Below are 21,272 nucleotides of genomic sequence, written 5' to 3'. Positions count from 1 at the left end.
GTTGAGCGTGAGCGGTTCATGACCTGAACGCGAACCTCGTGTGACGAAAACCCGTCGCCGGCAAGCGCGCCTGGCCGGTGTACGGGTTGTTCCTCACGTCCCGTCCGTCGCGTTTCGGCTTCGTTATGAAGTGAGCGACGGCCCTGATTCTGAAGAGCACACCGCATGCATTGGCGCGATATAACTGACTTTGTTCCGATCCTGTTTAGCGGCGCCCTGATGAGCATCATCATCACGCTGGGCTGCCTGGTATTGAGCACCGCGCTCGGACTCGTCTGGGCGCTGTTGAAAATGTCGCGCCACCCAGGCGTCGTGACGGTGGTCAGCGCGATGATCAACGTGGTGCGCGGCCTGCCGATGATCGTGCTGCTGTTTTATATCTACTTCGTGCTGCCCGATATCGGTATTCAGATGGGGGCGCTCGAAGCGAGCATCATCGGTCTGGGCTTCGGCTATTCGACCTATGTGGCGGAGATCATCCGCTCGGGCATCGAAGCCGTTGACCCTGGCCAGTTTGAAGCGGCCCAGTCGATCGGCATGGGCCGCGTGAAGACGATGTACCGCGTGATCCTGCCGCAGGCCGTGCGCGTCGCGCTGCCGCCGTATGCGAACACGCTGGTGATGATGTTGAAGGACTCGTCGCTCGCCTCGACGATCACCGTGGCCGAGATGACGCGCGAGGGCCAGTTGATCGCCGCCTCGACGTTCCAGAACGTCACCGTGTATACGCTGGTGGCGCTCGGTTATCTGGCGATGAGCCTGCCGTTGATGAGCCTGACACGCAGTCTGGAAAAGCGTTTCGGCAAGCACAAGGCGAAGTGAAGACGATATGAAGGCGATGCGAACGCTGAACGAGGCCACAAGCCAGGCTTCAAGCCGGACCTCAGGCGAGGATGCCATGATCGAGATCGTTGATGTGCACAAGAGCTTTGGCGCCGTTCCGGTGCTGAAGGGCATTTCATTGAACATCAAGCAGGGCGAAGTGGTGTGCCTGATCGGCGCGTCGGGCTCGGGCAAGTCGACCCTGCTGCGCTGTATCAACGCGCTCGAATCGTACGATACCGGCGAGATCAAGCTGATGGATCAGCGCGTCGAGCAACGCTCGCGCCAGATCAACCGCTTGCGCACGCAAGTCGGCATGGTGTTCCAGCGCTTCAATCTGTTTCCGCATCGCACGGCGCTCGAGAACGTGATGGAAGGCCCCGTGCATGTGAAGGGCGAGCCGAAGCATGAGGCGCATCGCGAAGCCATTGAACTGCTCGGTAAGGTGGGGCTCGGCGAAAAGCTGCATGCGTATCCGCATCAACTCTCGGGCGGGCAGCAGCAACGGGTAGCCATTGCACGCTCGCTCGCGATGAAGCCCAAAGCGATCCTGTTTGACGAGCCGACTTCCGCACTCGATCCTGAACTGGTGGGCGAAGTGCTCGCGGTGATGCGCACGCTGGCGCGCGAGGGTATGACGATGCTGGTGGTCACGCATGAAATGGGCTTCGCCCGCGAAGTGGCCGACCGCGTGTGCTTTCTGCACGGCGGCCAGATTATCGAGGAGGGTAGCGCGCAGCAGGTTCTGTGCTCGCCGCGCGAGGCGCGCACGCGCGAGTTTCTGCGCCATGTGCTGACGAACAGGATTGATCCGGTGAACGATAGTGCGGCCATTCATCACGATGGCCGTGCGCAGGGAGCGACAGCATGAGTGGACGATTCATCCGGCTCGGTGAGACCGGACGCAAGAGCGTGACGATCCGCGTGGACGGCAAGGCGGTGGAGGCATTGGCGGGCGACACGCTGCTGGTGGCGATGCTCTGCTCGGTGGACCACGTGCGGCAGTCCGAGTTCGGCAACGAGGTGCGCGCGGGCTTCTGCCTGATGGGTGCCTGCCAGGACTGCTGGGTCCGGACGACCGATGGCGAGCGGCTGCGCGCCTGCACCACCGTGGTCAGCGATGGCCTGCAGATTGTGACGACTCAAGCGGAGGAGCAATGGGCGAACCTCGCGTAATCATTGTCGGTGCCGGGCCGGCCGGCGTGCGCTGCGCGCAGACGTTGCTGGCCGCAGGTATCCGTCCGAGTGTCATTGACGAGGGCCGCCGTGATGGCGGACAGATCTATCGCCGGCAGCCGGACAACTTTTCCCGGCCCTATGCGAAGTTGTATGGGACCGAGGCTGCACGCGCAGAGGACTTGCATGGCACGTTCCAGCGTCTGCGCGCACAGATCGATTACCGGCCGGAAACGCTTGCGTGGAATGTCGCCGAGCGCAAGCTGCATGTCGTGCGTGACGGCCATGCCAGCGCGCTGCCGTATGACGCATTGATCCTATGTCCCGGTGCGACGGACCGCCTGATGCCGGTGAAGGGCTGGCAATTCGCGGGAACCTACAGCCTTGGTGCGTCGCAGATCGCGTTGAAGGCGCAAGCGGTATCGATTGGCCGCAAGGTCGTGTTCATGGGCTCGGGGCCGCTGCTGTATCTGGTGGCGAGTCAGTACGTGCAGGCCGGTGCGCAAGTGGCGGCGGTGCTCGATACGTCGAGGCGTGGCCAGCGCCTGCGCGCGCTGCCGAAACTGCTGGCGCGGCCTGATGTGCTGAAAAAGGGCGCCGCGCTTGTTTCATCACTGAAGAAGGCGGGCGTCGTCGTGGAGAACGGCATTGAACCGCTGGAAATTATTGGCTCGGATGCGGCAGGCGTGCAGGGCGTGAACTATCGCGACGCCAAAGGACGGGTGCAGCAGGTGAGCTGCGATGCGGTGGCGCTCGGCTATCACCTGCGCCCGGAAACGCAGCTTGCCGATCTCGCGCGTTGCGCGTTTCGCTTCGACGAGCCGTCGCGCCAGTGGTTGCCGCAAATCGACGAACTGGGCCGCAGCTCGGAAGCCGGCGTGTATCTGGCAGGCGACGGCGTACGCGTGCTCGGCGCGGATGGCGCTGAGCTGGCTGGCCGTCTTGCTGCCTACGCGGCATTGCAGGACCTCGGCCACACCATCGATACCGCGACGCTGGACGACCTGAAGCGCCAGCAACAGAAGATGGACCGTTTCCGCCTCGGTCTGCTTGAAGCATTTCCCTGGCCCGCCGCGCAGGCCGCACATCTCTCGGACGACACCGTGGTGTGCCGTTGCGAAGGCGTAACGGTGGGCGAATTGCGTCGCGTGATCCGCGAAGAAGGCGCCTGCGAAGCCAATCGCGCGAAGGCCTTCAGCCGCGTCGGCATGGGGCGCTGCCAGGGGCGCTATTGCGGCCACGCGGCGGCGGAAATCATCGCGGCTGCGGCGAGTGTGCCGATCGGGCAGGTCGGCCGGCTGCGCGGGCAAGCGCCCGTCAAGCCGCTTTCCATCGCGACGGTTGAGGAGGTCGAATGACTCGGGCGCAAGCAGATGTGATCATTGTCGGCGGCGGCATCATGGGTGCGGCCACGGCGTTTTTCCTGCGCAGGCGGGGCCGCTCGGTGATCCTGCTCGAGCGCGGCCTCGTGGGGCAGCAGGCGAGCGGCACCAACTTCGGCAATGTGCGGCGCCAGGGGCGTTTCCTGCCGCAGTTGCCGCTCGCCAACCGCTCGCGAGAGATCTGGGGCAAGCTGCCCGAACTGATCGGCCACGACGCGGAGTTTCTGATGTCCGGCCATATTCGCGTTTGCTATCGCGAGGAGCAGGCGGATCAGTTCGAGATCTATGCGAAAGAAGCGGCTCACTACGGCCTGAACCTCGAACTCGTACGCGGCGCGGAGATGAAGGCGCGTTTCCCGTTCCTCGGGCCGCAAGTGCTGGCAGGTTCGTACTCGGAGAAGGACGGCCATGCCAATCCGCGGCTCGCGGCGCCTGCGTTCGGCCGTGCCGCTGCGCGTCTGGGCGCGCAGGTTATCGAGAACACCGAGATTGCCACCATCGAAAAAGAAGGCGCGGAGTTCCGCGCCACCAGCACCGATGGCCGCAGCTTTCACGCCCCGCTGCTGCTGGTGACCGCGGGCGCATGGGGTAGCCTGCTGAGCGAGCAGTTCGGCGAGCCCGTGCCGATTGCGGTGCACGGTCCGCAGATGGCCGTGACCGAGCCGACCACCTACGGCATTCGCCCTGTGGTCGGTGTCTCGTCGCCGTTGATCGAGGAAGTGGCGTACTTCCGGCAAATTGCGCGCGGCAACATCGTGATTGGCGGTTGCGCGCGGGGACCGGCTTATCCGGACCTGCGGCGCGCCTACGTGCTGCCGCAAAACACGCTGCTGCAGTTTCGCCAGCTGTACCGGGTGGCGCCGGCGTTGTCGAAGCTCAATATCATCCGTGTCTGGAGCGGGATTGAAGGTTACATGCCCGACGACCGTCCGATCATGGGCCCGAGCGGCAACGTCAGCGGCTTGTATTACGCGTTCGGTTTCTGCGGGCATGGCTTCCAGCTCGGACCGGGCGTCGGCGATACGATGGCCGAGCTGATCGATACCGGCGCGACCAGCACGCCGCTGGAACCGTTCGATATTCGCCGCTTCGCCAGCGTCGCCGCTCACGCGCCGCAGGCCGCATAGGGACCGCGATCATGCTGACCGCTCATCTGGATGAATCCGCAGGCCTGTTTGCAGAGGAGGCAGGCAGTGAGGAGTCCGACCAATCGCTCACCCTGGCCGCCACGCCCGGGGCATCGCGTCGCGCGACGCGGCCCATCGAGCGGGCGATCGAGTTTATCGAAGCGTCGTTCTCCCAGCCGGTGACGCTCGCCACGCTCGCGGCCCAGGCCGAGTTGAGCGTGTCGCGTTTTGCAGCGCTGTTTCGCGCGGAAGTGGGAATCTCGCCGCACCGCTACGTGTGCATGGTTCGCGTGCGGCACGCGCAGCGCCTGCTGCGTAGGGGCTTGCCGCCTTCAGTCGTGGCGACGGAGGTGGGCTTCTTCGATCAGAGCCATCTCGGGCGGCACTTCAAGCGCACCGTCGGTACGACGCCTAGCGCGTATCTGGCGGCGAGCAGTTAGCGTTGGGCCGCGTTACGCGGCCCACTGCATGTACTACGCGTGGCTTGCGATTCGCCCGGCAATCGCCGCGCCAATTTCTTCGGTCGATGCCTGGCCGCCCATGTCGCGGGTATGCGGTCCTTGCTTCAGCACCTCCGAGATTGCCGCCACGATCGCTTCATGCGCATCGTGTTCAGCCCCCGTCCCGGCACCGAGGAAGTCGAGCATCATGGCCGCCGACCAGATCATGGCGACCGGATTGGCAATATGCTGCCCCGCGATATCCGGCGCCGAACCGTGCACCGGCTCGAACAGCGAGGGAAAGCGCCGCTCCGGATTCAGGTTCGCCGACGGCGCAATGCCGATCGTGCCGGTGCAGGCCGGGCCGAGATCCGAGAGAATGTCGCCGAACAGGTTGGAGGCGACTACCACGTCGAAGCGCTGCGGCTGCAGCACAAAGCGCGCGCACAAGATGTCGATATGCTGCTTGTCCCACGTGATATCCGGGTACGTGGCGGCGATCTCCGCCGCGCGTGCGTCCCACCACGGCATGCTGATGGCGATGCCGTTGCTCTTGGTCGCCACCGTCACATGACGGCGGGCGCGGCGCTGCGCGAGATCGAAGGCGAACTTCAGCACGCGGTTGGTGCCGTGGCGCGTGAAAATGGACTGCTGCATCACTACTTCGCGCTCGGTGCCTTCGAACATGGTGCCGCCCACCGACGAATACTCGCCCTCGGTGTTCTCGCGCACAATGAAGAAGTCGATGCCCTGGGCGTTATGGGCGGCGAGCGGCGAACGCACGCCTTCGAAGGTGCGCGCCGGACGCAGGTTTACATACTGGTCGAACTCGCGGCGAAACTTGAGCAGCGAACCCCACAGTGAAATATGATCGGGCACGGTGTCGGGCCAGCCGACCGCGCCGAACAGGATGGCGTCGCAATCGGAGAGCTGCGCTTTCCAGTCGTCGGGCATCATCTGGCCGTGCTGCGCGTAGTAGTCGCAACTGGCCCAGTCGATAGGCTTGTACGAGAGTTCGATGCCGAAGCGGCGGCTGACCGCGTCGAGGACGCGGAGGGCTTCCGGCATCACTTCCTTGCCGATGCCGTCGCCGGGGATCACGGCGATACGATGCTGTTTGCTGGTCATGTCGAACGTCCAGAAGAATGGCGTGGGGCGTGGGAGCCAAAACGATGCGCGGCTTGGTACTGTGCGGCCCGCGGTCTGACCCGCAGCGTGACACAGTGCGGCCGTCATGCCGCGCGACTGTCCCATTCTATGCATACTGGCGGGGGCGCGGCAGCCCTTTGCAGGTTAATCCACTTTCCACGAATCGTGAATAAAACGCCCAATCTCGCCGATCTGCGTGTGTTCTGTACCGTCGCAAGGCACGCCAGCTTTAGTGCCACCGCGGAGTTGCTGGGCGTCTCGCCGGCCTTCGTCAGCAAGCGCGTCGCCATGCTCGAAGCCGATCTCGGCACGCGTTTGCTGCACCGCTCCACCCGGCGCGTCGCGATTACCGAGGCGGGCGCCCAGGTGTTCGCCTGGGCCGAGAAGATTCTCGATGACGTCGAGCATCTGGTCGAAGACGTCTCCACGGCGCAGCGCACGCCGAGCGGCACGCTGCGCATTTCCAGCAGTTTCGGCTTTGGCCGGCATGTGGTGGCGCCGGCGGTGGCGCGCCTGTCGGCGGCGCATCCGCAGTTGAACGTGCGTCTGGATCTGTTCGACCGGATCGTCGATGTCGCCGCGGAAGGCTTCGATCTGGATGTGCGCATCGGCGACGAGATCGCGCCGCATCTGATCGCGCGCAAGCTGGCGGCGAATCATCGCGTGCTGTGTGCGTCGCCGGCCTATCTTGAGCGTCATGGCAGGCCGCGCGAGCTGGCGGATCTCGCGGCGCACCGCTGCCTTGTCATCAAGGAGCGCGATCACCCGTTCGGCGTGTGGCGGCTGACGGTCAACGGTAAGGAGTCGCAGTTGAAGGTGACCGGGCCGCTGTCGACCAATCATGGCGAAATCGCCGTGCAATGGGCGGTGGCCGGGTACGGCATCGTGTTGCGCTCGATCTGGGACGTCGCGCCGCTGCTGGCGGACGGCACGCTGGTACAGGTGTTGCCGCAGGCGTCGCAGCCGGCGAACGTATGGGCGGTCTATCCGGAGCGCCGCGCGAGTTCGGCGAAGGTGCGGGCCTGCGTGGACTTTCTGGTGGCGGAGTTCAAGGGCTGGAAGGGTGGAACGGCTGGCGCAGGCAGAACAGGCGGGGCAAGCGGAATAAGCGGAACAAGCAAGCGGGCCCTTCACAACGCATCGTGAAAGATGACCCCGAGCGTGTGCCGGTGGCCCGAATGCAGGCGGCTCACGCCGTGCCGCATGTTGACCCGGTAACTCCCCCGCGTGCCCTGCACGGGGCGATGGTGCACCGCGAACACCACGGCATCGCCTTTGCGCAACGGCACTACTTCAACGCGCGACTGCATGCGCGGCCGCTGCTCGGTCAGCACGAACTCGCCGCCTGTGAAGTCCTGGCCCGGCTCGGAGAGCAGGATGGCGAGCTGTAGCGGAAACACGTGCTCGCCGTACAGGTCTTGATGCAGGCAGTTGTAGTCGTCCGGGGCGTACTGAAGGATGAGCGGCGTTGGCCTTAGCTGGCCGGCGTCGTGGCAACGCCGGATGAATTCGGCGTGCCGCGACGGGTAGCGCGTGTCGATGTGCATGATGCTGTTCCAGCGGTTCGCTACGGGCACGAGATGCGGGTACACGGTACGGCGCAGAGTTTCGATCGGGTCCGGCAGCGGATAGGCAAAGTACTTGTATTCGCCGCGGCCAAAACCGTGGCGCGCCATCACCACGCGGCTGCGGTAAAACTCGTCGTGCGGATAAAGGTGGACGAGCGCGTCGCATTCCCGTGCCGAGAGGAGGCCGCGAATCAGCGCACTGCCGTGCTGGTCGAGATTCTGCTCGACGTCTGACCACGCCACCGCGTCGACGCGGCGCGCCACTCCCTCGCTCGATGAGTCAGGTGAAACGGCGCTCGTATCCACGACATTTGCGCTTTCGTGAACGTGCTTCAGGACGGTGCTCATGCGAGGCTCCAGAGTTCTGCTTCAATATTCAATGGGCTCAGTGTACGAAGCTATGTGCCGCCAAACACCCCGGGTCTTGCTCTCCAATTCGGCGGAACTCCCCGCGCCAGCAGAAGTCATGAATCTGAAAGGCCGGGTATTAAGCAAAAGCAAAGACGCGCTTTCGAAATGCGAACTTCGCGGAACGCCCCGTAAGGTTCATAGTAAGACCCTATTTAGCTTTTCCGGAGTGCAGCCCCATGTCCGCTTCTCCCCAGAACCTCGACGCCTGGCTCGACAAGCAGGAAGTCGTCAAGGACACCATCACCGCGTTTCCGCTCAACGCGCTGGCGGCGACGCTGGACCGGACGGAGACGGGCGATGTGGTGCCGCCGATGTGGCACTGGCTATATTTCCTGCCGGTATCACCGTTGGCGGAGGCGGGTCCGGACGGTCATCCGAAGCGTGGCGGGTTTCTGCCGCCGGTACCGTTGCCGCGGCGGATGTGGGCTGGCGGGCGCCTGACGTTCCACGAGCCGCTGAAAGTCGGCGAGCGCGCGGTGCGCACCTCGACCATCGCCAATATCGAGGATAAAACCGGCCGCTCGGGCCGCCTCGTATTCGTCACGGTGCAGCACAGCATTGAGGTGGGCGGCGAGCTGAGGATCGAGGAAGAGCACGACATCGTCTACCGCGACGCCCCGCATCCCGATGCGCCTGCGCCCAAAGCAGCACCCGCGCCCGAAGGCGAAACATGGCGGCGCACCATCCACACCGATCCCGTCCTGCTGTTCCGCTATTCCGCGCTGACTTTCAACAGCCACCGCATTCACTATGACTATCCCTACGTGACCGGGGTTGAAGGCTATCCGGACCTGGTCGTGCATGGCCCGCTGATTGCAACCTTGCTGGTCGATCTCGTGCGCCGCGAGTTGCCCGAAGCCACGCTGCAGAGCTTCGCCTTCAAGGCGCTACGCCCGACCTATGCGAACCATCCGTTCACCGTCTGCGGCCTGCCTTCCGCGGACGGCAAGACCATCGAGCTGTGGGCGAAAGATCACGAGGGCTACCTGACCATGCGCGCCACCGCCGCGCTGGCCTGAGGCATACCGTGGCGCCGCTGAACTTCACTGCTTTCTCTTGAATACCCCATGCAAACCACGCAATCCGATTCTTTCCAGGACATTCGCGAAGCCGTGCGCGATCTGTGCCAGCAATTCTCCGGCGAATACTTTCGCAAGATCGACGAAGCGCGCGGCTATCCCGAAGCCTTTGTCGATGCGTTGACCAAGGCGGGCTGGCTCGCCGCGCTGATTCCGCAGGAGTATGGCGGCTCGGGTTTGGGGCTGACCGAGGCGTCGGTCATCATGGAGGAAATCAACCGGGCCGGCGGCAACTCGGGTGCTTGCCACGGGCAGATGTACAACATGGGCACGCTGTTGCGGCACGGCTCGGCGGAGCAGAAGCGCAAGTATCTGCCGAAGATCGCCAGCGGTGAATTGCGCCTGCAATCGATGGGCGTGACCGAACCCACCACCGGCACCGACACCACGAAGATCAAGACCACCGCCGAGCGGCGCGGCGACCGCTATGTGATCAACGGCCAGAAGGTGTGGATCTCGCGTGTGCAGCATTCCGACCTGATGATCCTGCTGGCGCGCACCACGCCGCTAGCCGACGTGAAGAAGAAGTCCGAGGGCATGTCGATCTTTATCGTGGACCTGCGCGAGGCGATCGGCCACGGCCTGACCGTGCAGCCGATCCTGAACATGGTCAATCACGAGACCAACGAACTGTTCTTCGACAACCTCGAAATCCCCGCGGAAAACCTGATCGGCGAGGAAGGCCAGGGCTTCAAATACATTCTCGACGGGCTGAACGCGGAACGCACGCTGATCGCCGCGGAATGTATCGGCGACGGTTACTGGTTCGTCGACAAGGTGTCGGCCTATGTGAAGGAGCGGGTCGTGTTCGGCCGCCCGATCGGGCAGAACCAGGGCGTGCAGTTTCCGATTGCGCGCTCTTACGTCAACGTTGAAGCCGCGAGCCTGATGCGTTTTGAAGCCGCGCGGCGCTTCGATGCGCATGAGCCTTGCGGCGCCCAGGCGAACATGGCGAAGCTGCTGGCCGCGGATGCCTCATGGGAAGCGGCCAACGCCTGCCTGCAATTCCACGGCGGCTTTGGCTTTGCGTGCGAATACGACGTGGAGCGCAAATTCCGCGAAACGCGGCTGTACCAGGTGGCGCCGATTTCGACGAACCTGATTCTCTCGTATGTCGCCGAGCATATTCTCGGCTTGCCGCGTTCGTTCTGATTCCGAAGGTGAAGCGCAGATGAGACCTCTAGACGGTATCAAGGTCATCACACTTGAGCATGCCATTGCGGCGCCATTCTGTACGCGTCAGCTTGCCGATCTCGGCGCCCGGGTGATCAAGGTGGAGCGGCCGGGCGTCGGCGATTTCGCGCGTGGCTACGATGAGCGGGTGCAGGGCCTGTCCTCGCACTTTGTCTGGACCAACCGCTCGAAGGAGAGCCTGGCGCTCGATCTGAAGCAGACGGAGGCCGCGAAGATTCTCGATGCGCTGGTGGCCGATGCGGACGTGCTGGTGCAGAACCTCGCGCCGGGCGCGGCGGACCGGCTGGGCCTCGGCTACGAGGCCTTGAGCGAAAAGTATCCGAAGCTGATTGTCTGCGATATCTCCGGCTATGGCGCGGATGGCCCGTATCGCGACAAGAAGGCTTACGACCTGCTGATCCAGAGCGAATCGGGCTTTCTGTCGATTACCGGTTCACCCGGCGAGCCTGCCAAGGCCGGTTGCTCGGTCGCCGATATCGCTGCCGGCATGTACGCGTATTCCAACATCCTCAGCGCGTTGCTGTTGCGCTCGCGCACGGGGCGCGGTTGCCGCATCGACGTGTCGATGCTCGAAAGCATGGTCGAGTGGATGGGCTATCCGCTCTACTACGCAATCGACGGCCAGACACCGCCCGCGCTTTCGGGAGCCGCGCACGCGACGATTTATCCCTATGGCCCATTCCCCGCCGGCGACGGCAAGACGGTCATGCTGGGCCTGCAGAACGAGCGTGAATGGAAGCTGTTCTGCGAGCAGGTGCTGGTGCAGCCGGAGCTGGCTGCAGACCCGCGTTTCGCCTCGAATTCCAGGCGCACGGCGGCGCGCGACGCGCTGCGTGCTGTGATCGTCGCAGCGTTTGCTCCGTTGAGCGCCGCGCAAGTGATCGAGCGGCTGGAAGCGGCCGGCATTGCCAACGCGCAGATGAACACGCTGAACGACGTGTGGGTGCATCCGCAACTGGCGGCGCGCGAGCGTTGGCAGGAAGTCCGCACGCCTGCCGGAACGATCCCGGCGTTGCTGCCGCCAGGCTTGCCCACCGGTTTCGAACCACGCATGGACCCCGTACCGGCACTCGGCGAACACACCGATGCGATCTTGCGCGAACTCGGTTACGACAGCGCGCAGATCGATGCCTTGCGCGCCGCCGGCACGATCTGAACCGGCGCACTCATAGGCAGACTTACCGGCACTCTCACCCCCTCGACACGAGCCCCTTCCCATCATGACCGACCATCCAAGCCGCACGCTGGCGACTTTCGCTGCGCAACTGGACTTCGACGCCATTCCTCATCCGGTGGTCGAGCGCACCGTCAATCTGTATGTGGACTGGCTAGGCTCGGCGCTGGCCGGCAAGGGCGCGCGACCGGTCGAAACCATCGCCCGGTTCGCGCGCCAGGCGGGCGGTGGCCTCGCCGATGACCCGTGCGAAATCCTCATCGACCGCAGCCGCACCACGCCGTATTTCGCCGCGATGGTGAACGGCGCGGCCTCGCACTTCGCCGAGCAGGACGACGTGCACAACGGCTCGGTGTTTCACCCGGCGACCGTGGTGTTTCCGGTGGCGCTCGCGCTGGCGCAAGCGAATCGCGCCTCGGGACGCGAATTTATCGCGGCAGCGGTGGCGGGCTACGAGGTGGGCATCCGGATTGGCGAGTTCCTTGGCCGCTCGCACTACAAGGTGTTTCACACCACCGGCACGGCCGGGACGGTCGCTGCGGCTGCCACCGCAGGGCGTCTGCTGGGCCTGACGCCCACCCAGATGCTCGACGCGTTCGGTTCGGCGGGCACCCAGGCGAGCGGCCTGTGGGAATTTCTGCGCGATGCGGCGGATTCGAAACAGCTGCATACCGCGATGGCCGCCGCCAACGGCCTGATGGCGGCGCAGCTTGCCGCCGACGGTTTCAGGGGCGCGACGCACATCCTCGAAGGCGCGCAGGGTATGGCCGCGGGCATGTCGAGCGACGCCGATCCTGCGCGCCTCGTCGACCGTCTGGGCGGCCGTTGGGCCACCGCCGAGACCTCGTTCAAGTACCACGCGGCCTGCCGCCACACGCATCCGGCCGCCGACGCGCTGCTCGCGGTGGTTCAGCAGCATGCGCTCGCGCCGCAGGAGATCGTCAAGGTCACCGCTCACGTGCATCAAGGCGCAATCGATGTGCTGGGGGCCGTTGTCACGCCGCGCACCGTGCATCAGGCGAAGTTCAATATGGGCACCGTGCTGGGACTCGTCGCGTATCACGGCTATGCGGGCGTGACCGAGTTCGAGGAGGAGTTTGACGCCGACGCGATTGCGGCCTTCCGCGCCAAGGTGGAGATGGTCTTCGACGCCGAAGTGGACGCCGCCTATCCGGCGCGCTGGATCGGCAAGGTGAGCGTGCAAACGCGCGATGGCCGCACGTTGCACGGTCGTGCGGACGAACCTAAGGGCGACCCTGGCAATACGCTGACGCGTGCGGAACTGGCGAGCAAGGTGCGTCGGCTGGCAGCGTTTTCCGGCGCGGCCTCGGAAGAGGAAACATCGCGGCTGCTGGAACACGCATGGCAGATTGCGTCGCAGCCGCGTGTCGAAACGGTTTTTGCAGACGAGGTCACGGCATGAGGGCCGCGCCGCCGCGCTCGTACCTGTTTGTGCCGGGCAACCGTCCGGAGCGCTTCGAAAAGGCGCGTGCAGCGGGTGCGGATGCCGTGATCCTCGACCTCGAAGATGCCGTGCAGCCTGCTGAAAAACCCGCTGCGCGCGCCGCCGTGCTTGCCGCCGCAGACCCGGTGCGGCCGGCGTGGGTGCGGGTCAACGGCTCCGATACGCCCTGGTTTGCCGACGATATCGCCGCACTCGCGGGGCATCCGGGTATCGCGGGCGTGGTGTTGCCGAAGGCGGAGACCCAGCAGCAGGTGAGTGCAGTGCTGGCGCAGGCTCACGCGGGTTTGACCGTGCTGCCGATCGTCGAAACGGCGCATGGCTTTGCCAACCTGACGGCCTTGTGCTCTGCGCCTCGCGTGAGCCGCATCGTGTTTGGGACGCTCGATTTCCAGATCGATCTGGGCATAGACGGCGACGGCGAGGAACTGCATCTGTTCCGCTCGCAGATCGTGCTGGCTTCGCGGCTGGCCGGCATCGGCGCGCCGGTGGATGGCGTCTCGACCACGATCGACGATGCCGCCGCCATCGAGGCCGAGGCCCGGCGCGGCCGCCGCTTCGGCTTCGGCGGCAAGCTGTGCATCCATCCGAAGCAGCTTGAAGCGGTGCATCGGGCGTATGCATGGAGCGAGGCGGACCTCGCGTGGGCCGAGCGGGTTCTGCAGGCAGTGGCGCAGAGCAAAGGGGCAGCGGTGGCCGTCGACGGCAAGATGGTCGATCTGCCCGTGATCCTCAAAGCGCAGCGGATTCTCGGCCAGAACTGAAGGGAGGGGCCGCGTAACGGCGGCTGACGCGTGCCGCCCCTCTCCTTAACCTCAGCAAAACACCGGCTTCCAACAATGCGAATTCCCACTTCGAGCCGGCTATTGCACTCTTAGCCTGCTCAGGCGAAGGCCGATCGAAGCCACGCCACCCAGGAACGTGCAGTAGAGCTGTCATCCCACCCAAGACAGCCGCGCACGCTTCTTCGAACCTGCGGATCCAACCGCATGGGCACTATCCGCAACCCTATTGCATGGGACCGGAACAAGCGCTAAAGGAGACAAAGCTTGGCTACCGTCAATTCCGGCGCGCGGCTCGACCGCCTGCCTATCAGTCGTTTTCACTGGAAAATCCTTGGCCTGATCGGCGCCGGCGCGTTTCTCGACGCGTTCGACATCTATCTCGCCAACGGCTCGCTTGCCGCGATGGTCAAAACCGGCTTCACCGATTTGCGGCTCGGCTCGTTTTTCATCTCCGCCACCTTCATGGGCATGATGATCGGCGCGGGCCTCTCGGGCTATCTCGGCGACCGCTTCGGGCGGCGCTATTCGTACCAGGCGAACCTGGCGATTTTCGGCCTCGCGTCGCTGGCCGCGTGCTTCGCTCCGGACATCTACTGGCTGATCCTGTTGCGCTTCGTGATGGGCATCGGACTCGGCGCGGAACTGGTGGTGGCGGCCGGCACGCTGTGCGAATTCGTGCCGCCGGCCACGCGCGGACGCTGGACCTCGCTGCTGGCGCTGATCATCAACTCGGGATTGCTCGGCGCGACGGCAGTCGGTTACTGGGTGATTCCACATCTGGGCTGGCGCTATATGTTCGCGATTGCCGGCGTCGGTGCGCTGATCGTGTGGTTCCTGCGCCATCGCATGCCGGAGTCGCCGCGCTGGCTCGAAACAGTGGGGCGCCTCGATGAAGCCGAGGCGACGGTGGCGGCAATCGAGCGGGAGGTCGAGGCGCGGGCCGGCAAGCTGCCGCCGGTGGCGCGCGTGGCGAGTCACGAAGTGCCGGCCGCACCGCTGTCGGCGCTGTTCGCCCGGGGAATGATCGGCCGCACGCTGGTGGCCGCGCTCACCTGCATGGCGATCAATATGTCGCTGTACGGCTTTGTGGCCTGGCTGCCCACGTTCTTCGTTAAGGAAGGGCTGACGATCGTGCAATCGCTCGGCTTTGTGCTGCTGATGTCGTTCGGGGCGCCGTTCGGCGCGGTGGTGGGCTTTGTCGTCACGGACCGTATGGGCCGCCGCAACGGCCTCGTGCTGTTTTCCGCGGTGACGATTGCGCTGGCCTTGATCTATGTGCAGATGCGCGCACCCGCAGCGATTTCGATTGTCGGGTTTGCGCTCGTCACCTCGATTTATACGATCTGCACGCTGGGTCTGTTTGGGTATATCCCGGAGCTGTTTCCCACAGCACACCGTTTGCGCGGCACCGGCGTGGCCGGAACCTGCGGCCGGGCGGCCTCGATGACCACGCCTTATGTCGCGCTGCTGTTGTATACGCATTTTGGCGTGACGGGTGTGCTGGCGATGGTCGGTGGCGTGTTGCTGCTGATGAGCGCGGCGATTCTGGCGCTGCGTATCGAGACGAGCCGGCAGACCCTCGAGGAGATTTCGCCGGATACGCAGATGTATGGGGCGAGTACCGTTGAAGTGACGGCGGGCGGTGCGGCGCAGCGATCCGCGTAAGGGTGAAGAAGGGGAGAGCGCCGGACCTTAAGGTGAGACTTTCCAGGGGCTGCCTGCTTTTGCCTTGCTGTTGCCTTGCTTGTGCCGCGTGTGGCGTGGGTCGCACGCGGCTTGAGGTGAGATTTTCCAGGGACTGCCTGGTTTCAGGCCGTGTGACTTCAGTCGCAGATGGGGTCAGGGGGTTAAGATGGAACTTTGCGTCGGCGCTCACCCCACGGCTTTTGTCATGCATTTCGATTTTGTAGACCTGCGGCTCATCGTCAACATTGCCGACACGAAGAACCTCGCTCGCGCGGCGGAGCGTTCGCACCTCTCGGCGCCGGCGGCGAGCAACCGCGTCAAGAATCTCGAGGAGCAACTTGGCTTCAAGCTGCTCTATCGGACCAGCCAGGGTGTGACGCCCACGCCCGCCGGCGAGGCGTTCGTCCACCATGCGCGGCTCGTACTCGAACGGGTCGAACACCTGGCCGGCGACATGCAGGAGTATGGCGAAGGCATCAAGGGACACGTGCGGATCTGGGCCAACACCACCGCGATCAGCGAGTTTCTGCCTACGGTTCTGAGCCATTTCCTGCGCGATCATCCTGACGTCAACATCGACCTGCGCGAAGTCCTGAGCGGCGAGATCGTCAAGGGCGTCGCCGAAAGTGCGACCGATATCGGCATCGTCGCCGGCAACGTGCACGCCGAGCATCTGGAGATGCTGCCCTATCGCGACGACCGGCTGATCCTCGTGACCTCGAAGGACCATGCACTCTCGCGTGAGCCCTCGGTCGATTTCGCGCAGACCCTCGAAGACAACTTCGTCGGCTTGCCTACTTCGAGCGCGATTCACGCATTCGTGACGAGCGCGGCGGACGCGCTCGGCGTGCGGCTCAAGCTGCGCATCCAGGTCGGAAACTTCGAGGCCGCCTGCCGGATGATCGAGGCGGGCGTGGGCATTGGCATCGTGCCGGAATCCGTCGCGCTGCGTCACGGCAAGACCATGCAGATCGCCCTCGTGCGTCTGAACGATGCGTGGGCCGAACGCAAGCTGAAAATCTGCGTGCGCAGCGTCAAGGACTTGCCGCCGTTCGCCCGGGCGCTGGTGGATCGGCTGATGGCGGATAGCTGAGCGTTCCTGTCGACACTCCAGTTCTGAAAATTTTCCAATAAGAAACAAAACCTCCCGTTCAGGGATGTCAGCCCCGCCACACGCAGACCCCGCCAAATCCGGCTATCCTATATTCTGCAAGCCTCCGGGGCGAGTTGGCCAGCAGCCAGGCGGCGTCCGCCGCCACCCCTGCCGCGATTGCGCTTGCCGCCATAAAACCCCGCGTGTATAGTTTCCGAACTTACTCTTGTTTCGCATTGGAAATTAAAGGGATTCTTCTTATGAACGCTTCGACCATCCTCGCCGATCTCGGCATCGCCCAGGCGGCGCAAGCCGGCGACATCGCGGTTCATTCGCCGATTACGGGCGAGCTTATCGGCCGCGTGGCCAGCCACACGGTGACCGAGGTCGATGCGGCGCTCGCCAATGCGAAGCAGGCTTTCAACGTATGGCGCAATGTGCCGGCGCCGCGCCGTGGCGAATTGGTGCGCCTGCTCGGCAACCGTCTGCGCGAGAAAAAGCAGGCGCTCGGCAGCATCATTACGCTCGAAACCGGCAAGATCCTCCAGGAAGGCCTGGGTGAAGTGCAGGAAATGATCGACATCTGCGACTTCGCAGTCGGCCTGTCGCGTCAGTTGTACGGCCTGACCATTGCCTCGGAGCGCCCCGGTCACCGCATGGCCGAATCGTGGCATCCCGTGGGCACCTGCGTGGTCATCTCCGCGTTCAACTTTCCGGCCGCCGTGTGGTCGTGGAACGCCGCGCTGGCGCTGGTATGCGGCAACGCGGTGATCTGGAAACCGTCGGAAAAGACTCCGCTGACCGCCCTGGCCGTGAACCAGATTCTCACGGAAGCACTGCAGGAATTCGGCGATGCGCCGGCCGGCCTCACCGCGCTCGTCAATGGCGGCCGCGATGTGGGCGCCAAGCTGGTGGCCGATCCGCGCGCCTCGATCGTCAGCGCCACCGGCAGCACCGAAATGGGCCGCGCCGTGGGTGTCGAAGTGGCGAAGCGCTTTGGCCGCTCGCTGCTCGAACTGGGCGGCAACAACGCCGGCATCGTTGCACAGAGCGCCGATCACGAACTCGCACTGCGCGGCATCCTGTTCTCCGCGGTCGGTACCGCCGGCCAGCGCTGCACGTCGCTGCGCCGCCTGTTCGTGCACGACAGCGTGTATGAACAGACCGTCGAGCGCCTGAAGCAGCTCTACAACAAGGTGCCGATCGGCAACCCGCTGGAAAAGGGCACGCTGATGGGCCCGCTGATCGACAAGCCGTCGTTCGACCGTATGCAGCAGGCGCTGCAGCAAGCGGTCGCGGAAGGCGGCAAGGTGTTCGGCGGCGAGCGCGTCGAGGTAAAGGGCTACGAAGGCGGCTACTATGTGCGTCCGGCGCTGGTGGAAATGCCGGCGCAAACCGCGGTGGTGCTGAAGGAAACCTTCGCACCGATTCTCTACGTGCTGCGCTACACGGACTTCGCCGAGGCCGTTGAAGCGAACAACGCCGCAGTGCATGGCCTGTCTTCGTGCGTGTTCACCACGGACCTGCGCGAAGCGGAGCGCTTCCTCTCCGCAGCCGGTAGCGATTGCGGCATTGCCAACGTGAACATCGGACCGAGCGGCGCGGAAATCGGCGGCGCATTCGGCGGCGAGAAGGAAACCGGCGGCGGCCGCGAATCGGGTTCGGATTCGTGGAAGGCCTATATGCGCCGCGCGACCAACACGGTCAACTACTCGTCGGCGCTGCCGTTGGCACAGGGCATCGACTTCAATATCGGCTAAAGGCAGTCCCCCTCAATCTGCTTCGCAGCTTGCCGCGCGTTTCGCGCGGCAAGCACGTGCTTAAGCTGGAGCCTTGTCGTGAGTTCGAAAGTCGTAATCGTCGGCGGTGGCGTGATCGGCAGCTCGATTGCGTATTTTTTGCGTGCTTCGGACCCGACGGTGAGCGTCACCGTGCTCGAACGCGATCCTACCTATGCGCGCTCGTCGTCGGCGCTGTCAGCGGCGTCGATACGTCAGCAGTTCTCAACCCCGCTCTCGATCCAGATGTCGCTGTTCGGCATCGAGTTTCTGCGCTCGATTGGCGAGCGTCTTGAGATCGACGGGGCAAAGCCTTCCATCGATCTGCATGAAGGCGGCTATCTGTTTCTTGCCACGCCCGCCGGCGAACCGACGCTGCGTGAAAATCATGCGTTGCAAAAGAGCCTTGGCGCCGACATCAGTCTGCTCGACAAGGCAGCACTGCAGGCGCGTTTCCCGTGGCTCAATACCGAGGATCTGGTGGCGGGCGCTTATGGCGAAAGCGGGGAGGGCTGGTTTGACGGCTATGGCCTGGTGCAGGCCTTGCGCAAGAAAGCGCAGGCGCTCGGAGCGCGCTACGTGGCCGACGACGTGACTGCCTTGCAGCGTGACGGCAGGCGCGTCACGCAAGTCGTGACTGCCAGCGGCGAGACCTTATCCTGCGACGTGCTGGTCAATGCAGCAGGCGCCTGGTCGCGCAAGCTCGCGCAGATGATCGGCATCGACCTGCCCGTGTTCGCGCGCCGCCGCAGCATTTTCAACGTCAGTTCGCCTGCACAACTGGAACACTGTCCGCTGCTGATCGATCCGAGCGGTGTCTATTTTCGCCCGGAGGGCAAATCGTTTATTTGCGGCACGTCGCCAGCCGCGGATAACGACCCGGACGATCTGCCGCTCGACGAAGTCGATCACGCCTTGTTCGACGAAGTGATCTGGCCGACGCTCGCGCATCGTGTGCCGCAATTCGAAGCGCTGCGTGTGCAGAACTGCTGGTCGGGCTACTACGAGTACAACGTGCTGGATCAGAACGCGATCATCGGGCATCACCCGGAGGTGGAGAACTGCATCTTCGCCAACGGTTTTAGCGGTCACGGCCTGCAACAGGGCCCCGCCACCGGGCGCGGCGTCAGCGAACTGATTTTGCACGGCCGCTATACGACGCTCGATCTGTCGTCGCTCAACTTCGAGCGCGTGCTCGAAAACCGGCCGATTGTCGAAAAGAATGTGGTGTAGGCGCGCAGGACGCGTCTGCACTGCCCGCCATCCTCCAGGTCCCCCAAGGTGGATGACGTAGTTTGAACCCGGTCCCGTGCCGGGTTTTTTTCTCCAGACTGCCGCGCTATCCGGCAGTTCCGCGCCACCCGTTGCCGGCTTAGCGCCGGCGCATCACAGCCACCACACCATGTACACCTTCACGCCCGCGTTCGAAGCACCGACTGGCTCGCCGATCCGTGAGCTGTTCAAGTACCTCGCTCAGCCCGGCATGATCTCGTTTGCGGGTGGCTATCCGGCGAGCGATCTGTTCGACCGGGCCGGCCTCGACGCGGCGGCCGCCCGCGCATCGCTGCAAACGACGCTGTGCCTGCAATACGGACCAACCGACGGCCTGGCGGTGCTGAAAGAGGAACTGGCAAAGCTGATGACACGTCGTGGCACACCATGTACAGCGCAGGAATTGCTGGTGACGACGGGCTCGCAGCAAGGCTTCGATTTGCTGCTGCGCGTGCTGGTGGGCGCCGGCGATGTCGTGCTGGTCGAGCAGCCCGCTTATCCGGCGACCTTGCAGGCGCTCAAGCTGCAGCAGGCCGAGGTGGTGACGCTGCCGGTCGATCACGACGGCCTCGACGTGGCCGCGCTGGCGGCTTTGCTCGAAGGCGGTACGCTCAAGCGTGCGCCGAAGCTGCTCTACACCGTGCCGACCTTTGCGAACCCGACCGGCGCGACGCTCTCCTACGAGCGGCGCATTGCCTTGCTGAAGCTGGCGGCGCGTCATCAATTTCTGGTGGTTGAGGACGATCCTTATGGCGATCTGCGTTTTGCCGGTGAGGCATTGCCGTCGCTGCTGGCGTTGAGCGCTCAGGTGCCTGGCTCGCGGGACTGGGTGGTGCATTTCTCCAGTCTTTCGAAGATCGTGGCGCCGGGCTTGCGTGTGGGCTGGACGATCGCGCATGCCGAGATTCTGCGCCGCTGCATCGTCGCGAAACAGACGGTGGATTTGTGCAGTTCGCCCTGGACTCAGGCGATCGCCGTGGAGTATCTCGCGAGCGGTGCGCTCGAACAGCATCTGCCGCAGATCATCGCGGCCTACGCGCTGAAATGCACGACGCTGTGCGACGCGCTCGACACTCATCTGAAGGGTGCAATCACGTTGCACCGTCCGGCTGGCGGGATGTTCGTGTGGGGCCGGCTGAGCAGCGGACAGGATGCGTCGGTGTATCTGAAGGCCTGCATTGAGCAGAACGTGATGTTCGTGCCGGGTGTCGCGTTCTATAAGGACAACGTCGACCTGGCGTCGCTGCGGTTGTCGTTTGCGGCGCCGGGTGTGAGCGATATCGAAGAAGGTGTGCTGCGACTCAAGCGGGCGTTGGAGATGTAGAACAAATTACCTGCGTTCACCGCTGTCTTCGGACCCATCCAGATCTCGATAGAATTTCCAGGAAATCGCCCATAATCTGCCGGGTTCCTGAAAATGCATCAACAATTTCCCGCTTTACACCCTTGCTGCACAAGTCGCTTCGGATTATTCAGACGCGACTACTTAGAGGCGATACCAGGCGTGCACAGCGACGAAGTTCAATGCGCTCAAGCACTTGTGTCAGGCGTGCTCAGGATATCCACAGGCTTGTGCACATACCAGTCGACACGTAGTGCTTGATTGTGGCTGGTTCCCTTCTATTCTTACCTTGGTATATAGACCAGTAGTGTAGAAGAATGGCCGGTGATCTT

19 protein-coding genes are annotated in these 21,272 nt (G+C 64.0%); 17 read left to right on the top strand and 2 right to left on the bottom strand.

Features of this window, described 5'->3' with window-relative positions:
• Positions 1-165: 165 nt before the first annotated feature.
• The 6 genes from FFS45_RS34730 (at position 166) to FFS45_RS34705 (ending at position 4,947) form a co-directional block, all read left to right on the top strand.
• On the top strand, positions 166-822 hold the full coding sequence (locus FFS45_RS34730) for an amino acid ABC transporter permease (protein ID WP_137959158.1): 657 nt from the start codon (positions 166-168) through the stop codon (positions 820-822).
• Positions 823-898: 76 nt separating this feature from the next.
• Entirely contained in the window at positions 899-1,693 is a 795-nt protein-coding gene (locus FFS45_RS34725) for an amino acid ABC transporter ATP-binding protein (RefSeq protein ID WP_137959157.1), read from the top strand.
• Positions 1,690-1,998, top strand: coding sequence for a (2Fe-2S)-binding protein (locus tag FFS45_RS34720; protein ID WP_137959156.1), 309 nt, complete (start codon positions 1,690-1,692; stop codon positions 1,996-1,998). The genes FFS45_RS34725 and FFS45_RS34720 overlap by 4 nt, the downstream gene beginning before the upstream one ends.
• Positions 1,980-3,356: an FAD/NAD(P)-binding oxidoreductase gene (locus tag FFS45_RS34715; protein WP_137959155.1), complete on the top strand. Its 1,377-nt coding sequence runs from the start codon at positions 1,980-1,982 to the stop codon at positions 3,354-3,356. The genes FFS45_RS34720 and FFS45_RS34715 overlap by 19 nt, the downstream gene beginning before the upstream one ends.
• Complete coding sequence (locus FFS45_RS34710; RefSeq protein ID WP_137959154.1) at positions 3,353-4,507, top strand: FAD-binding oxidoreductase; 1,155 nt, start codon at positions 3,353-3,355, stop codon at positions 4,505-4,507. The genes FFS45_RS34715 and FFS45_RS34710 overlap by 4 nt, the downstream gene beginning before the upstream one ends.
• An 11-nt stretch (positions 4,508-4,518) precedes the next feature.
• Positions 4,519-4,947: an AraC family transcriptional regulator gene (locus FFS45_RS34705; RefSeq protein WP_137959153.1), complete on the top strand. Its 429-nt coding sequence runs from the start codon at positions 4,519-4,521 to the stop codon at positions 4,945-4,947.
• Positions 4,948-4,980: 33 nt separating this feature from the next.
• On the opposite strand, the gene FFS45_RS34700 is transcribed toward FFS45_RS34705, so the two are convergent.
• Positions 4,981-6,075 (bottom strand): tartrate dehydrogenase, encoded by a 1,095-nt coding sequence (locus FFS45_RS34700; protein WP_137959152.1) that lies wholly within the window; start codon positions 6,073-6,075, stop codon positions 4,981-4,983.
• Between the two features lie 186 nt (positions 6,076-6,261).
• On the opposite strand from FFS45_RS34700, the gene FFS45_RS34695 reads away from it, so the two are divergent.
• The gene (locus FFS45_RS34695) at positions 6,262-7,242 is read left to right on the top strand and encodes a LysR substrate-binding domain-containing protein (protein ID WP_137959151.1); all 981 of its coding nucleotides are present in this window, start codon (positions 6,262-6,264) and stop codon (positions 7,240-7,242) included.
• Here FFS45_RS34695 and FFS45_RS34690 read toward each other — a convergent pair.
• A complete protein-coding gene (locus tag FFS45_RS34690; RefSeq protein WP_137959150.1) occupies positions 7,227-8,012 on the bottom strand; it encodes a 2OG-Fe(II) oxygenase in 786 nt (261 codons plus the stop codon). The genes FFS45_RS34695 and FFS45_RS34690 overlap by 16 nt on opposite strands.
• A 239-nt stretch (positions 8,013-8,251) precedes the next feature.
• Here FFS45_RS34690 and FFS45_RS34685 point away from each other — a divergent pair, with 239 nt between their 5' ends.
• The 10 genes from FFS45_RS34685 to FFS45_RS34640 all read left to right on the top strand — a co-directional run bounded on the left by FFS45_RS34685 (position 8,252) and on the right by FFS45_RS34640 (position 20,922).
• Positions 8,252-9,094 (top strand): MaoC family dehydratase N-terminal domain-containing protein, encoded by an 843-nt coding sequence (locus FFS45_RS34685; protein ID WP_137959149.1) that lies wholly within the window; start codon positions 8,252-8,254, stop codon positions 9,092-9,094.
• Positions 9,095-9,142: 48 nt separating this feature from the next.
• Positions 9,143-10,306 carry an acyl-CoA dehydrogenase family protein gene (locus FFS45_RS34680; protein WP_137959148.1) on the top strand — a complete coding sequence of 388 codons (1,164 nt, stop codon included), beginning with the start codon at positions 9,143-9,145 and terminating at the stop codon, positions 10,304-10,306.
• A 19-nt stretch (positions 10,307-10,325) separates the two neighbouring features.
• Positions 10,326-11,504 (top strand): CaiB/BaiF CoA-transferase family protein, encoded by a 1,179-nt coding sequence (locus FFS45_RS34675; RefSeq protein WP_137959147.1) that lies wholly within the window; start codon positions 10,326-10,328, stop codon positions 11,502-11,504.
• 64 nt (positions 11,505-11,568) lie between these two features.
• Positions 11,569-12,945: an MmgE/PrpD family protein gene (locus tag FFS45_RS34670; RefSeq protein ID WP_137959146.1), complete on the top strand. Its 1,377-nt coding sequence runs from the start codon at positions 11,569-11,571 to the stop codon at positions 12,943-12,945.
• Complete coding sequence (locus tag FFS45_RS34665) at positions 12,942-13,748, top strand: CoA ester lyase (protein ID WP_137959145.1); 807 nt, start codon at positions 12,942-12,944, stop codon at positions 13,746-13,748. The genes FFS45_RS34670 and FFS45_RS34665 overlap by 4 nt, the downstream gene beginning before the upstream one ends.
• Positions 13,749-14,033: 285 nt before the next feature.
• Positions 14,034-15,434, top strand: coding sequence for an MFS transporter (locus FFS45_RS34660; protein ID WP_137959144.1), 1,401 nt, complete (start codon positions 14,034-14,036; stop codon positions 15,432-15,434).
• 226 nt (positions 15,435-15,660) lie between these two features.
• Positions 15,661-16,548 (top strand): LysR family transcriptional regulator, encoded by an 888-nt coding sequence (locus FFS45_RS34655; protein ID WP_137959143.1) that lies wholly within the window; start codon positions 15,661-15,663, stop codon positions 16,546-16,548.
• A gap of 260 nt (positions 16,549-16,808) precedes the next feature.
• Entirely contained in the window at positions 16,809-18,308 is a 1,500-nt protein-coding gene (locus FFS45_RS34650) for an aldehyde dehydrogenase family protein (protein ID WP_137959142.1), read from the top strand.
• A gap of 78 nt (positions 18,309-18,386) precedes the next feature.
• Positions 18,387-19,559, top strand: coding sequence for an FAD-binding oxidoreductase (locus tag FFS45_RS34645; RefSeq protein WP_137959141.1), 1,173 nt, complete (start codon positions 18,387-18,389; stop codon positions 19,557-19,559).
• 169 nt (positions 19,560-19,728) lie between these two features.
• Positions 19,729-20,922, top strand: coding sequence for a PLP-dependent aminotransferase family protein (locus FFS45_RS34640; protein ID WP_137959140.1), 1,194 nt, complete (start codon positions 19,729-19,731; stop codon positions 20,920-20,922).
• Positions 20,923-21,272: the final 350 nt, after the last annotated feature.

Source organism: Burkholderia sp. 4M9327F10 (genome assembly GCF_005503145.1).
In the GTDB taxonomy this organism is placed as follows: Bacteria; Pseudomonadota; Gammaproteobacteria; order Burkholderiales; family Burkholderiaceae; genus Paraburkholderia.
The sequence above is the reverse complement of the archived record's forward strand: the minus strand, read 5'-3'. Positions and strand labels throughout refer to the sequence as shown.

Coding starts and splice junctions, on each gene's coding strand:
- FFS45_RS34730 (WP_137959158.1), top strand. CDS start 166: ATGCATTGGCGCGATATAACTGACTTTGTTCCGATCCTGTTTAGCGGC.
- FFS45_RS34725 (WP_137959157.1), top strand. CDS start 899: ATGATCGAGATCGTTGATGTGCACAAGAGCTTTGGCGCCGTTCCGGTG.
- FFS45_RS34720 (WP_137959156.1), top strand. CDS start 1,690: ATGAGTGGACGATTCATCCGGCTCGGTGAGACCGGACGCAAGAGCGTG.
- FFS45_RS34715 (WP_137959155.1), top strand. CDS start 1,980: ATGGGCGAACCTCGCGTAATCATTGTCGGTGCCGGGCCGGCCGGCGTG.
- FFS45_RS34710 (WP_137959154.1), top strand. CDS start 3,353: ATGACTCGGGCGCAAGCAGATGTGATCATTGTCGGCGGCGGCATCATG.
- FFS45_RS34705 (WP_137959153.1), top strand. CDS start 4,519: ATGCTGACCGCTCATCTGGATGAATCCGCAGGCCTGTTTGCAGAGGAG.
- FFS45_RS34700 (WP_137959152.1), bottom strand. CDS start 6,075: ATGACCAGCAAACAGCATCGTATCGCCGTGATCCCCGGCGACGGCATC.
- FFS45_RS34690 (WP_137959150.1), bottom strand. CDS start 8,012: ATGAGCACCGTCCTGAAGCACGTTCACGAAAGCGCAAATGTCGTGGAT.
- FFS45_RS34685 (WP_137959149.1), top strand. CDS start 8,252: ATGTCCGCTTCTCCCCAGAACCTCGACGCCTGGCTCGACAAGCAGGAA.
- FFS45_RS34680 (WP_137959148.1), top strand. CDS start 9,143: ATGCAAACCACGCAATCCGATTCTTTCCAGGACATTCGCGAAGCCGTG.
- FFS45_RS34675 (WP_137959147.1), top strand. CDS start 10,326: ATGAGACCTCTAGACGGTATCAAGGTCATCACACTTGAGCATGCCATT.
- FFS45_RS34670 (WP_137959146.1), top strand. CDS start 11,569: ATGACCGACCATCCAAGCCGCACGCTGGCGACTTTCGCTGCGCAACTG.
- FFS45_RS34665 (WP_137959145.1), top strand. CDS start 12,942: ATGAGGGCCGCGCCGCCGCGCTCGTACCTGTTTGTGCCGGGCAACCGT.
- FFS45_RS34655 (WP_137959143.1), top strand. CDS start 15,661: ATGCATTTCGATTTTGTAGACCTGCGGCTCATCGTCAACATTGCCGAC.
- FFS45_RS34650 (WP_137959142.1), top strand. CDS start 16,809: ATGAACGCTTCGACCATCCTCGCCGATCTCGGCATCGCCCAGGCGGCG.
- FFS45_RS34640 (WP_137959140.1), top strand. CDS start 19,729: ATGTACACCTTCACGCCCGCGTTCGAAGCACCGACTGGCTCGCCGATC.